The sequence below is a fragment of the Bacillus sp. HMF5848 genome, from assembly GCF_003944835.1.
GTDB lineage: Bacteria > Bacillota > Bacilli > Bacillales > HMF5848 > HMF5848.
The window spans coordinates 2,238,286-2,250,760 of sequence record NZ_RWIV01000001.1 but is presented as its reverse complement, the minus strand read 5'-3'; the positions used below and the strand labels follow the sequence as shown (position 1 = coordinate 2,250,760).

The 12,475-nt window shown below is 33.7% G+C and carries 13 protein-coding genes and 1 pseudogene; 9 read left to right on the top strand and 5 right to left on the bottom strand.

The window, feature by feature from the left end; genetic code table 11:
• Positions 1–173: 173 nt before the first annotated feature.
• The 3 genes and pseudogenes from EJF36_RS10780 to EJF36_RS10770 all read left to right on the top strand — a co-directional run bounded on the left by EJF36_RS10780 (position 174) and on the right by EJF36_RS10770 (position 4,937).
• Positions 174–3,818, top strand: a complete 3,645-nt coding sequence (locus tag EJF36_RS10780; RefSeq protein WP_125906330.1) for a dynamin family protein — start codon at positions 174–176, stop codon at positions 3,816–3,818.
• Between the two features lie 14 nt (positions 3,819–3,832).
• The gene (locus tag EJF36_RS10775) at positions 3,833–4,102 is read left to right on the top strand and encodes a DUF2533 family protein (RefSeq protein ID WP_125906329.1); all 270 of its coding nucleotides are present in this window, start codon (positions 3,833–3,835) and stop codon (positions 4,100–4,102) included.
• Between the two features lie 4 nt (positions 4,103–4,106).
• A pseudogene (locus EJF36_RS10770) lies at positions 4,107–4,937 on the top strand (sulfurtransferase).
• Positions 4,938–5,395: 458 nt separating this feature from the next.
• On the opposite strand, the gene EJF36_RS10765 reads toward EJF36_RS10770, so the two are convergent.
• Positions 5,396–5,536, bottom strand: coding sequence for a small, acid-soluble spore protein L (locus EJF36_RS10765; RefSeq protein WP_125906328.1), 141 nt, complete (start codon positions 5,534–5,536; stop codon positions 5,396–5,398).
• A gap of 111 nt (positions 5,537–5,647) precedes the next feature.
• On the opposite strand from EJF36_RS10765, the gene EJF36_RS10760 reads away from it, so the two are divergent.
• A complete protein-coding gene (locus EJF36_RS10760) occupies positions 5,648–6,115 on the top strand; it encodes a divergent PAP2 family protein (RefSeq protein WP_125906327.1) in 468 nt (155 codons plus the stop codon).
• 56 nt (positions 6,116–6,171) lie between these two features.
• Positions 6,172–6,441: a DUF6123 family protein gene (locus EJF36_RS10755; protein ID WP_125906326.1), complete on the top strand. Its 270-nt coding sequence runs from the start codon at positions 6,172–6,174 to the stop codon at positions 6,439–6,441.
• Positions 6,442–6,795: 354 nt separating this feature from the next.
• Here the strand turns inward: EJF36_RS10755 and EJF36_RS10750 are convergent, their stop codons facing one another.
• Together EJF36_RS10750 and EJF36_RS10745 are read right to left on the bottom strand one after the other, a co-directional pair.
• On the bottom strand, positions 6,796–7,704 hold the full coding sequence (locus tag EJF36_RS10750; RefSeq protein WP_125906325.1) for a DMT family transporter: 909 nt from the start codon (positions 7,702–7,704) through the stop codon (positions 6,796–6,798).
• A gap of 15 nt (positions 7,705–7,719) precedes the next feature.
• The gene (locus EJF36_RS10745) at positions 7,720–8,106 is read right to left on the bottom strand and encodes a reverse transcriptase-like protein (RefSeq protein ID WP_125906324.1); all 387 of its coding nucleotides are present in this window, start codon (positions 8,104–8,106) and stop codon (positions 7,720–7,722) included.
• A 170-nt stretch (positions 8,107–8,276) separates the two neighbouring features.
• On the opposite strand from EJF36_RS10745, the gene EJF36_RS10740 reads away from it, so the two are divergent.
• Positions 8,277–8,945 (top strand): ribonuclease H family protein, encoded by a 669-nt coding sequence (locus EJF36_RS10740; RefSeq protein WP_125906323.1) that lies wholly within the window; start codon positions 8,277–8,279, stop codon positions 8,943–8,945.
• Positions 8,946–8,949: 4 nt separating this feature from the next.
• Positions 8,950–9,126: a zinc-finger domain-containing protein gene (locus EJF36_RS10735; protein WP_125906322.1), complete on the top strand. Its 177-nt coding sequence runs from the start codon at positions 8,950–8,952 to the stop codon at positions 9,124–9,126.
• 262 nt (positions 9,127–9,388) lie between these two features.
• On the opposite strand, the gene cspD is transcribed toward EJF36_RS10735, so the two are convergent.
• The gene (gene cspD, locus EJF36_RS10730) at positions 9,389–9,589 is read right to left on the bottom strand and encodes a cold-shock protein CspD (protein ID WP_125906321.1); all 201 of its coding nucleotides are present in this window, start codon (positions 9,587–9,589) and stop codon (positions 9,389–9,391) included.
• Between the two features lie 251 nt (positions 9,590–9,840).
• Between cspD and EJF36_RS10725 the strand changes: the two genes are divergently transcribed.
• Positions 9,841–10,077, top strand: a complete 237-nt coding sequence (locus tag EJF36_RS10725) for a hypothetical protein (RefSeq protein ID WP_125906320.1) — start codon at positions 9,841–9,843, stop codon at positions 10,075–10,077.
• Positions 10,078–10,460: 383 nt separating this feature from the next.
• Positions 10,461–11,138, top strand: coding sequence for a class I SAM-dependent methyltransferase (locus EJF36_RS10720; RefSeq protein WP_125906319.1), 678 nt, complete (start codon positions 10,461–10,463; stop codon positions 11,136–11,138).
• A 32-nt stretch (positions 11,139–11,170) separates the two neighbouring features.
• On the opposite strand, the gene EJF36_RS10715 is transcribed toward EJF36_RS10720, so the two are convergent.
• Positions 11,171–12,310, bottom strand: coding sequence for a diglucosyl diacylglycerol synthase (locus EJF36_RS10715; protein ID WP_125906318.1), 1,140 nt, complete (start codon positions 12,308–12,310; stop codon positions 11,171–11,173).
• Positions 12,311–12,475: the final 165 nt, after the last annotated feature.

Below are 12,475 nucleotides of genomic sequence, written 5' to 3'. Positions count from 1 at the left end.
AAAGCTGGTTAACAGTAGACACATTTTATGTGTCTATTTTTTTGCTTTTAATTATAAACAGTTTGTGTAAATATTCAATAAATGTGAAATAAGTGAGAAAAAATAGGCAAAATTGTGACAATCATATACAATATTAGTAAAATTAATAACAGAACAAAGGGGAATCAATCATCATGCAGTTGCAAATAGAAGAACGTCAGTTAGTTATGAGAAAACTCGCACAACTAAACAACATCATGCACGATGAATTAGATGTCACAAATGCCACGAAGGTGTGGAGATTATACGAAAAGTTGAAACGTAACGAATTTGTCATTTGCTTTGCAGGTCATTTCTCTGCCGGTAAATCTACACTTATAAATACGATAGCAGAGGAGAACTTACTACCAACAAGTCCTATTCCCACAAGTGCAAACATAGTGAAAATACATGATGGACCTACATATGTTCGGTTATTTAGAAAGAACGGAGATGTATTACATATTGATAATGAATATGATTCTAAATCTGTCCAAAGTATGTGTAAAGATGGAGCAAACATAGAAACAATTGAACTATCTCGCCCTTTGGCTCATGTTCCAAACGGCATGACATTTATGGATACTCCAGGTATGGATTCAACGGATAATCAACACAGATTATCGACAGAAAACGCTCTATATGAAGCCGATGCGGTTTTCTTTGTGACAGATTATAATCATGTTCAATCTGAGTATAACTTTGCTTTTATGAAACACATTCAAGCCAAAGGTAAACCTTTCTACTTAATAGTTAATCAAATAGATAAGCATGATGAAACAGAAATTCCTTTTGAAGATTTCAATTATAGTTTGCAAAACGCTATAGAAAATTGGAACTTAAATATTGAAAGAACTTTATTTACAACTTTAATGCAGGTAGATCATCCATATAATGAAATTAAAGAAGTAAAAAATATTATATATTCTTTGTATCAGTCAAACAGCAAAAATTGGCCTTCTATCTCTGATACATGTGAAGAAGTAATTTTAGATCATGTAACGTTCATTAAAAATAAATTAGAATCTAAATATAAAGATAGCTTACAATTAATTAGTGATAATTCCACGACAACGAGATCAATGTTAATAGAGCAGATGGAGAAATGGCAAAGTGAAATAAATAAGCTAGAAGATTGGCAACAATCACAGTGGAACGACATTATAAATACTACCCAAAAGATACTTGATAATGCCCCTATTATGCCATTCGATGTTCGTGAGAAGGCAGAAAATTATATTCAATCCTGTCAGGATGATTTTAAAGTTGGTTGGTTAGCTACAAAGAAAAAGAAAGTTGCAGAAAAGGAACGTCGCTTAACACTGTTATTTAATAGTTTTAAAGAAAAAGTAAAAACACTAGTAGATTGGCACGTTCAACATGCATTAATGCAATGGGTGTCTACTTTGCCTATACATGATGAAGCCGATTTAAAGAATGCACAGACTATTAACTGTATATGGGATGAATCGCTTTTACAAAATCAGATAAAAAAAGGAGCGACTTATTCAAGTCAATACGTGTTAACATACTGTGAAGATGTAAAGCGAGAGATTACAAAGATGTGGAGAGAGCAAGTCATGGCATTCGTAAATGCTGTACTACAAAAAAACGCTCACCATATAGAAAGGGAATACCATAATAAAACAAAACAAATAAAAGAAGCTCAAGAACTTTTAGAGGCATATAAAAATTATGATTATATTCAAAAACAAACTACAGACAAAGAAAACCTTCTATTTAACATTTTATACAGTGAAACATTAGAAGGAAACCATTCATGTCTTCATGGTCCCGATATTACTTATGCCTCGTTAGAAAATATAAATGACGAGCTCAATGTCCAGCAAAAGAATATTAAAACTATTAATACTGATGCCGTACAACCAGAAAAAGAAGAAAAGAAAAAAACCGATGCTGATTCCGTATTAGTCTATTCAGATAATATTACACAAGCATTAAAACCGATAGAAAGCATGCAGCACTTAAAGCGTGATATAGAACAAAAGACGAGTCGATTTAAAAACCGTCATTACTCTCTCGCCTTATTCGGTGCATTCAGTGCGGGTAAATCGTCTTTTGCTAATGCCTTACTAGGTGAGTCAGTTTTACCTGTATCACCGAATCCAACAACAGCTACTATAAATAGGATACATCCTGTTTCTGAACAGTTTAAACATGGTACTGTTAGAGTTAAAAGAAAAAGTGAAGAGATTATGATGGGGGAATTAGAACCTGTTTTTAACTCTCTTAATATTAAGGTGATAAATCTAGCACAAGCGGTTGAAATCTTTGCCGAAAAAATCAATATCATAGCAGGAATTATTGAACAAAATGCTGTGTCATTTATAAAGGCTGTTGTGGAGGGATTTGAGGCTTACAAGAACATGGATGATATTATTGAGACTGATTTATCACATTTTAAACAGTACGTAGCTCATGAAGAGAAGGCGTGTTTTGTTGAGTGGATTGATGTATACTATGACTGCGAAATAACTAGAAAAGGCATCTCTCTAATAGATACACCAGGTGCAGATTCTGTCAATGCTCGTCATACTAGTGTAGCTTTTCAATATATTAAAAATGCGGATGCTGTTCTATTTATAACGTATTATAATCATGCTTTCACAAAAGCAGACCGGGAATTTTTACGCCAATTAGGTCGCTTAAAGGATTCTTTTGAGATGGATAAAATGTTCTTTATCATAAATGCTGCAGATTTAGCAAAAACAGATCATGAACTTCAAGACGTTAAACATTACATTAAAGACCAGCTTGCATTGTATGGAATTACGGGTAAACCAAGGATGTATACTGTCTCGAGTAGACAGGCGTTATCTGCAAAGAAAAACACTGCAAAAGATCCATATTCTTTTAATGATCTTGAATTAGATTTAAATACTTTTATAACAGAAGAGTTAGAGCATGTGGCAATTTCTAGTATTATTAGCGACTACAAAAGAGCGCTATCCACAACGAATCATTATTTAGAAGCTATAGATAAGGATACAAATGATAAGAAAATCCAACAATCGATATTACAGAATAACCAGAAAAAGATAACGCTGTATATGAAAAATTATAATGCTTCTCGTTATGGCGACCTAATTACACAAGAAATTGATGAGCTAATATACTATGTTGAGCAAAGGGTTTCGTTACGATTTACTGAGCATTTTAAAGAAGTGTTTCATCCAGGTGCACTTATAGAAAAGGGAAGACAGCTGCAAAATGAACTGGTATCATGTTTAGAGGAACTATTGAAATGGGTCTCATTTGATTTACAACAAGAAGTCCAAGCAACATGCCTACGTGTAGAAGCGTATAATAATCGCAATATAAAAAAGCTTGAGTACTCTTTACACGAAAAGTGTTATGAAATCGATATGAATGTCCCTTTACAAACTTTTGATGGTTTTAAATATAGCACGCCAATCATTAATGACTCGTTTAAGAATATCGGCATACAACAATTCACTTTCGTACTCAATACATTTAAGACACCGAAGGATTTCTTCGAGAAAAATGAAAAACAAAAAATGCTAGAGCAACTTAGTTCTGCATTTAAAGTTCCTATGAAGGACTGGTTAGAAGAAGAAACTAATCGTATAAAGTCTGAGTATATAATGCAATTCAATAACGCCATTGATAAGTTGTTTACAGACATTGCAGAAGAAGTAGATCAGTATTACAACGGTTTATTAGCTAGCATGCAACATAAAACAAATAAAAATGATTTAATAAAACTTAACAATGTTTTACATGACACACTTTCAACTTGGGAAGAGACACATAATTAAGGGAGGCTATTACAGTGGCAGAGGTTCATCGTGATATTTCAAAGCATTCGAAAAAACAGCATGAAATTGTAACAGAGTTTGCAGCACTAGATCAAGAAAGAGAGAGACATATTAACGTTGCCATTAAACAATGCCAACAAGGCTTACCATTTTCCGTGGAACCTATTAATACGACAACAGAAAAAATAAATGCGCTTGCTAGAAAAACAGGGATAGTGCCATCGAGAAAGCTTGTGACTATTTATATGGTAGAGGAGTATGTAAAACAGTTAAATAAGGAGTGATACCATGCAGCATGTAGTATCCATTGATTGGCTTAAAGAACACATTCTTGATACAAACATACGTGTTGTCGATTGTTGATTTCAATTAGATCAACCAACAGCAGGTTTAAATCAGTATGTTGAGAATCATATACCAAATGCTGTTTATTTTGATTTAAATAATGATTTATCAAGTCCGATTAAAAAGCATGGAGGACGTCACCCTTTACCACCGTTACAAGAGTTTATAGAAAAGCTCGAAACACTTGGTATTAGTGATGACACAATTGTTGTCGCATATGATGATCAGAATGGTGCTTTTGCAGCACGATTATACTGGCTCCTTAAATATAGCGGACACGATAAGGTTTATATTTTAGATGGTGGATATCATGCCTGGAAAAATAAATATTTAGTTACAAATGAAGTTCCAAGCTTTCAACGAAAGAAATTCTATCCAAACTGGCAAAATGACATGATTGCAAAGATGGAAGATGTAAAAAAAGCAATATCCGATGATGAAATCACAGTTATTGATTCAAGAGAATACTCACGATACATAGGGGAGTCTGAGCCAATTGATAAAAAAGCAGGTCATATACCTGGTGCAAGGCATTACTACTGGAAAGACAGCCTTGATGAAAATGGATATTGGAAAAGTAAAGAACAACAACAAAATCGATTTATTAATATAAAAAAAGAGAATACAATCATCGTGTATTGTGGTTCAGGGGTGACAGCTTGTCCTAATGTTATCTCACTGCAACAAGCAGGATATGACAAAATAAAGCTATATGTTGGATCGTGGAGTGATTGGATTTCTTACAAAGACAATCTAATTGCTCGTATTGAATAAAAAATCAATTGTGAACCACTCTAATAATGATAATGAGTTTTTATTAGGAGTTGTCATATGAAAAAACAAACAAAAAATAAACAAAGTCCGAAAGATATAATGAAAGATGTTTCATATGCTGAAGCTGAAGTAAAGAAGCTACAAAATAAAACTAAATAATGAATAAGTAATTCAATATTCTAACTAAGTAAGCGTCTACCGGAATAGTAATTAATTAGAAATTCAGCAGCACATCCATATACAATAAATGGATGTGCTGTAATGTTGGTTACAAATTTTTGTATAAGACAAGTAATACTATAGAATAGTTTAAATTGAAAATCTTGTAAAATATCCACCGATGTGAACAAAGATATTTTTAAAAAACAAGCCACTTAAATTCCGGCTTGTTTTTTTGTTTTGTCTTATCTGCCTAGATCTTAGAAGCAGAGTAAGTTTCTTACTAATAATGTTTTACATTATCTCTTTGTGTTATCAAATTTTGCTCGTGCTTCTAGATCTGATTTAGGGCTCGTATCAACTCTTTGTTTGTCTTGTCCGTAACCTTGAGGGTTTACACCAGGAGCCGCTTTACCACGAGTTCTAGCTTTTTTTGACATGCTATGTACACCTCCCTGTAATAATTAGGATGACCAAATTAATCTGGAATATGATTTTTTTACTGCATATCGTTTTGCAGAGTGCTAAACAATAATACTGAGGTGAATGTAATGAACAAAGGGATTACAACAGCTTTATCGACTATAGCGCTAGCTCAATTTTTAAAAATACCGATACATAAGATCCAAAATGGGAAATGGAAATGGTCACTTTTCTTTGAAACAGGAGGTATGCCTAGTTCTCATTCAGCTGGTGTGTCATCTCTTGCGACCTATGTAGCAGTAAAAAGAGGAATCACTACAATTGATTTTGCTTTATCAACAGTGTTTGGGCTTATCGTAATGTACGATGCACAAGGTATTAGAAGACAAACTGGAGAAATTACTTTAAAGGTGAATCAACTCGATGAATCTATTGAACGTTTAAAAGGAATTGATGATTACCACGTTCATGATAAGCAACAGCAAAAGTTAAAGGAAATGTTAGGTCACCAGCCAATAGAAGTCTTGGGAGGAGCTTTGTTAGGAATTACAACAGGTGTTTTGTCCGCATTGTTATCAAGAAGTAGAAAAAAATAGTATACTCGAATAAATAATTACGTTAAAATATAAACAAAAATGGTTTAAGGTGACTAATGAGAGTGAAAAATAGCGAGTATATTCAATATCTTAATTCAAAAGGATTTAGGCTTGGCGAGGATGCTATTGGCTTTATATTGTTTGGTAAGCACTATACAGGAGCAGAGGATGAACTTGTTAATGCTGCTATTGAAATAACCTTAAAGGCACAATTTCAATTTGATGGATCCTTTTACATGTCTTTACTTGAAGCATTATTGTCTCATAAGTGTAAGCAGAGGCACGAAGCAATAACATACGCTAAACAAAAGGGTATATTAGCATGATGAAAGCACGCAAAGAGTATTATCTGTGCGTGCTTTTGTAATTATGCAGAAACTTTCGAACCTAAATTACTGTTGAAAACGACTATGAGCAAGCTTTCATGATAAGCTTTTAATAATACCTACGAAAAGTATGATTAAAACTTAGGAAGACATTTCTAAAATGAATGCTTATCAATACTCCAACATACTCAAAACAATCAAAAAAATTGCATCTATGATCACTCGCTAAGTGAGAAGATTATTTGTAAACAGCCGACTTCGTCTTATTAATAGAAAGGAATTCAACTCTTTGTCAAAGATGGTTCTTGGGCTGTGAATGGCTCAAACAAGCGAACATTCTTTTCCTTTAGATTATTATGCTGCAATTTTCTTTCTTTTTCTTTTTTTTTGTGGCCATTCAGCTAGTATCATTCCAGAGAATATAAGAATACATCCAACAATAGCGGCAGCGTGTAATCTCTCCTGAATCCACAAAAAAGCCGTTAATGCGGCAAATACAGGTTCCATAGCAAAGATTAAAGCAACCCTAGTTGGTGTGGTATACTTCTGTACATTTGTTTGTACTAAGTACGCAAATGCTGTAGCAAATATAGCGCAAATGATGAGAGCTAAAAGCACATCAAAGGAAAACAAAATATTTGGCTGGAATGCAATCAACCAATTTTCTGTGAAAAAAGCATAAACTGTTGATAAAATTGCAACTGTAAACAACTGAATAATTGTTAAAATCAATGCAGAATGTTTGCTTGAATATTTACCAGTAAAAACAATATGAAGTGCAAAAGAAATTGAGCAAAAGAAAACAAGTAAATCTCCTTTGTTTAAGTTACTAGAGCCACTCATTGTCAAAAAGTATAATCCAATTGCTGCGACAAATACACCGACTAATGCAAGTTTAGTAGGACGTTGCTTCAACAAGATAAATGTAAAAAGAGGGACAAGCACGACGCTTAATCCTGTTATAAAACCAGCTTTTGCAGAAGAGGTATACATAAGGCCGACCGTTTGAAACGCATACCCACCAAATAACCAAATACCCATAAAACAACCGGCTAGTACTGATTGTTTCTTAATTACGATGTTTTCCTTTTTTGTAAACAAGAACAGCCAACAAACAAGTAATATGCCGGCTAAGAAAAAGCGTACAGCGTTAAATGTGACAGGAGGCAATAATTGTATTGCATTTTGGACAATAACAAAAGTAGCGCCCCAAATAAATGTTACAAAAAGTAATGTTACATCAGCTTGAAATCGTTTGACCATGTATTTATATACTCCTTAATTATCTTTTATTGCTGATCGTGCAAGCTGGTCAGCAACTTGATTTTCTTTACTAGGAATCCACTTAACAAACCAATAACTATATTCATCAACAAGCTGCAACGCTTGTTGCAAGTAAACATTATATTTTTCATTTTTGGCAAAACGTTTGTCAAGAGCCCGTTCAACAGCTTGAGAGTCAGTACGAATTGATATGATATCAGCTTTGTGTTGTTGGCATATTTCAAGCGCCTTTATTAATGCAGCGAATTCAGCCTCATGATTATCCATCATTCCTAATGGTATTTTGTATTGTTCTGTTTTACCATCATATTTTATAAAAATACCGGCACCCGATAAACCCGGATTGCCTGCACTTGCTCCATCGATGTAAACTTCAAGCAACTCAATTCCTCCAAACATTTATGTAATCATACAGCCTATTATAGCCTATCTTATATAAATGTGTATGAAATTATGATTGTAACTGTATAATGAAAAAGAACCGTTTCTCATACTTTTAAGAAGAAACCTTTGTACGGATTCAAAATTGTTAGACTGAGGTGGCGTAGTACATGAAAGTTACTATTTTGTGGACTTATAAAGTACCAAAAAGACAATCCATCTTTTTTACATCAGATGAGTTGAATGCGAAGGACGCTTTGCAATTATCAAATGATTTAGAAAAAACAGGTCGAACAAAAGAGTTGGTTTTTCAAGACGATATAGGGAGACAGTGGACGAAAAAAGAGCTAACAAAGCTTCTGAAGGACGTTGAAACTGAGCCACATGAGGTTGTCGCTTTTTTTGATGGAGGATTTGACCTGCAATCAAAAGAAGCAGGGTTAGGAATATCAATTTATTATAAAAAAGACAATAAAAATTATCGTTTACGAATGAACGAACGAATAAACGAGCTTGAATCAAATAATGAAGCTGAATATGCTTCCTTATACTACTTATTGCAACAGCTTGAGGAATTAGGAGTTCATCATCAATCAATTACTATTCGTGGGGATTCTCAAGTTGTTATTATGCAAATGAGTGGAGAATGGCCATGTTATGAGGCAGAACTAGAAGCATGGATGAAGCGTATTGAGTTGAAAGAAAAACAACTCGGTCTCCGCGTGACATATGAGCACATTTCAAGAAAAGATAATAGAGAAGCAGACCAGTTAGCGACACAGGCCCTTCAAAGTATCGAAATATCAGGACACCTACAAATCGAAGGGGAGGAAACTTGATTACATGTCAAGAAAGAAGATATTTACTGACGTTCATTATTTGTTAGATACCTATTGCGAAGGTTGTTTTTTGAAAAAGCATTTTCGTAAAGAATTCGGTAAAGCGAATGCTCAAGCATTTTGCATTAATAAATGTACTATCGGTGAGAAGCTTAAGGAGTATGGAAACAAACTATCATAGAAAGAAACTTGCGCTCTACAAATACAAACTATCTTAGAATAATATTTTTTCAAAGAAAGCACAGAGCAGTCACCTAGTGACATAAAGAATATGCTGTGGATCTTAATAATAACTTATGACCAATGGGGAAAATATAAGTCTGAAATCCCCTATACTAGCTGATGCTTTGAGTACACAAATTTCTGTACTAATCTTAACCGTAAAAATACAACAAAAGAGGCTGTATAATGCAGCCTCTTTTGTTGCCGAACTATATATGAAATTATAATTTCACAACGTTAGCAGCTTGTGGTCCGCGATTACCTTCTACAATTTCGAAAGATACCTCTTGACCTTCTTCTAATGATTTGTAACCATCACCTTGGATTGCACTGTAATGTACGAATACATCGTCTCCGCCGTCAACTTCAATGAAGCCGTAACCTTTTTCGTTATTAAACCATTTTACTTTACCATTTTGCATAGTACAATATCCTCCTAATACCTGGGGCAAACGAAATGTTGCCTATGAAAATATTTATCATGTAACCGAATACAAAAAGAATCATGAAGTACAGTCCAAGGTGTCTCGTATTCTGTTAATGATGTTTTAAATATACACCAGATTTTAGGTGTCAGTCAAGATTTCCATGTTCTTAAACACCCATTAAAAATGCCGAATTATGTATATTTAATCTGAAGTAACACATTTTAATGATAGGAAGGAGGAAACATATGACTAATCGACAAGATAATGAAGAAAATGTGGCTGCTAACCAAAAAATGACTGAGCTGTTAGAAGATAAAAATGTACAAACGACTAGCAAACATGATATTACTACAGCGAACATAAAATTAAATGAGAGTTTTTATAAAGGAAATTCTGCAAAAGAGATTCCCACATATGTCTATGAGTTTAATAACACTTTTAACGCTGAGTTATCTGATCAAAATAAAAATCGACTAAAATAGTCGATTTTTTTAACGGGCTAGAAAGATATACAAAGAAACCTTACTTTGAAATTAGACTACTGTAAAGCTCGAGGCAACAAATGAGGCTTCAAAGAAAATAATTTGCGAAAAGCTCCCAAGTTTTGTCGCCTGTCCATAACTTCTTCACAGGTTGTAGAGGTTTGAAACTAAATACTACTACAGACGCTGTATTCAACCTCGAATGTGGAACTTTTTGCTTTATATGTGGTGAAAAAAACTACTAAATTTACTAGCTGGTTTTGTTATTATAGATTTTGAAATTATGTTTTTTAATTTTTTCCTTTACGGTATATAATGTAAAACTATTAGATTATCATTAATTCAAGAAAAATGTAATACTATTTAAAAAAGGGGGATAAACAATGAACGAGTTTCAAATTAGAGTAGAAAAAGAGTGGAATAATCGTGCAAAGTTTTGGAGTCAAAGGAGTAGGACTATGTGGGAAACGGGGAGTAGGAAGGATATTATTCCGTTTTTTTCTAAGCATGTTCCAAAACACGCATCCGTGCTCGATGTTGGGTGTGGAGACGGTTATGGCGCTTATAAGCTAAATGAAAGAGGATACAATATAACAGGTATTGATATCTCAGAAGAAATGATTAAAGAGTGCGAAAAACATAAAGGAGAAACAGAAATTACATTCCTTAAAAGAGATCTTTGCAGTTTAGATAATTCATTTCAAGAGTCATTTGATGCTATTCTTGCTATTAACGTGTTTGAATGGACACCATCGCCATTATCATCTTTACATACTTGTCGCCAGATACTTCGTGATAAAGGGAAGCTTTGTATTGGGATATTAGGACCTACTGCAGGTCCAAGGCTCAATAGTTTTGAACGATTATACAATAGAGAGGCTTTATGTCACACGATTATGCCATGGGAGTTATCAAAATTAGCTAAAGAAAATGGATGGATAGAGATAGCGAACTATGGAGTTTATAAAGACGCTGTAAAGGATAACAACTTAGAAGGGTTACCATTACAGCTCCACCAAGCATTATCGTTTATGTGGGTATTTATGTTTGAGAAAAATTAAAGCTCCCGCGTGAGGGGAGCTCATTTTTGTTATTAATAAACTATCATCTTGCTTGTATGTGATTTTTCCCAGTATTCACAAGCATCAATAATAATGGAATCAGCAGCATTTCCTTTAAATAATGACAACATTGCGTGCTTCATAGCCAGTCGAGTCTCATTACAGTTAACAATATCTAGCACAGTAGGTAATAAATCATCAGAACGATTTACAATTTTAGCAGCACCTATCTTTTCAAAAAACAGGGCATTTTCTCTTTCTTGACCAGGTACAGGTTTGTAAAGAACAACGGGAACACCGATTGCTATAGCTTCGCTTAATGTAATACCTCCAGGCTTCGTAATCATTAAATCTGCGACTCTATATAGTTCATCCACTCTTTCTACATAGCCTAATACTGTCATATTATCACGCTGCTGTTGAAGTGTTTGAAGGTCCTGTTTTAAAGTCTCATTTTTGCCACAAACAACTACAACATGTACATCTTGATTTGTAGTTATTAATTCACAGTGTTCTTTAACATTTTTTAAAACACCGTGAGCACCAGCCATAATTAAAACTAGTTTACGGCCACGAATTAAATTATATTTATGATAAATCGATTCTACATCTATTTCATCCACAAATGCTTTTCGAATGGGAATACCAGTTACACGAATAGCATTTTTATCAACGCCAAATTCCATTATCTTTTCCTTAAGAGTATTGGTAGCAACATAATATTTATCTATTTCTCTATGAACCCATAATTTATGCAAACAAAAATCTGTTAACACATTGAATGTTGGAATCTGAATTCCTGTCTTATTACGAAATTCGGGTGCGACTGTCATCGGAAAGGTGTTAATAATTATGTCAGGTTCAGCTAGTGTTACTAATTCATAAAAACGTTTGCGACCTAATCGTTGATACCAATTTGATACTTTTTTATGTGAAATTCGATCTGTTCCGTAATAAAACACTCGATATATTGGCTTACCAAATGAAAAGCTTTTCAAATATAAATATTGGGTAATCTCAGAAAAACGAGGGTTACTTTCAGCAAACAAGTCTGAAATCATGACATCATATATACCTTGACTTTTACAAGCTTGTTCAAGAGATTTGGCTACTTGTATATGACCATTCCCATAACTTGCTGTCAATATTAGAACCCTTGGACGTTTATTCAAATGGTTTCACCTCTGCTTTTTATGTTACATGGCATTAATTTAAAAATCACATATCACTTTTGATAATAGAGGGTTACACCAACAGTTTCAATAGTTTTTTTACTTATTGTTTGTGTTTTTGAAAAAAAAGGAAAATAGAGAATTTAATATATTATATGTTAACAC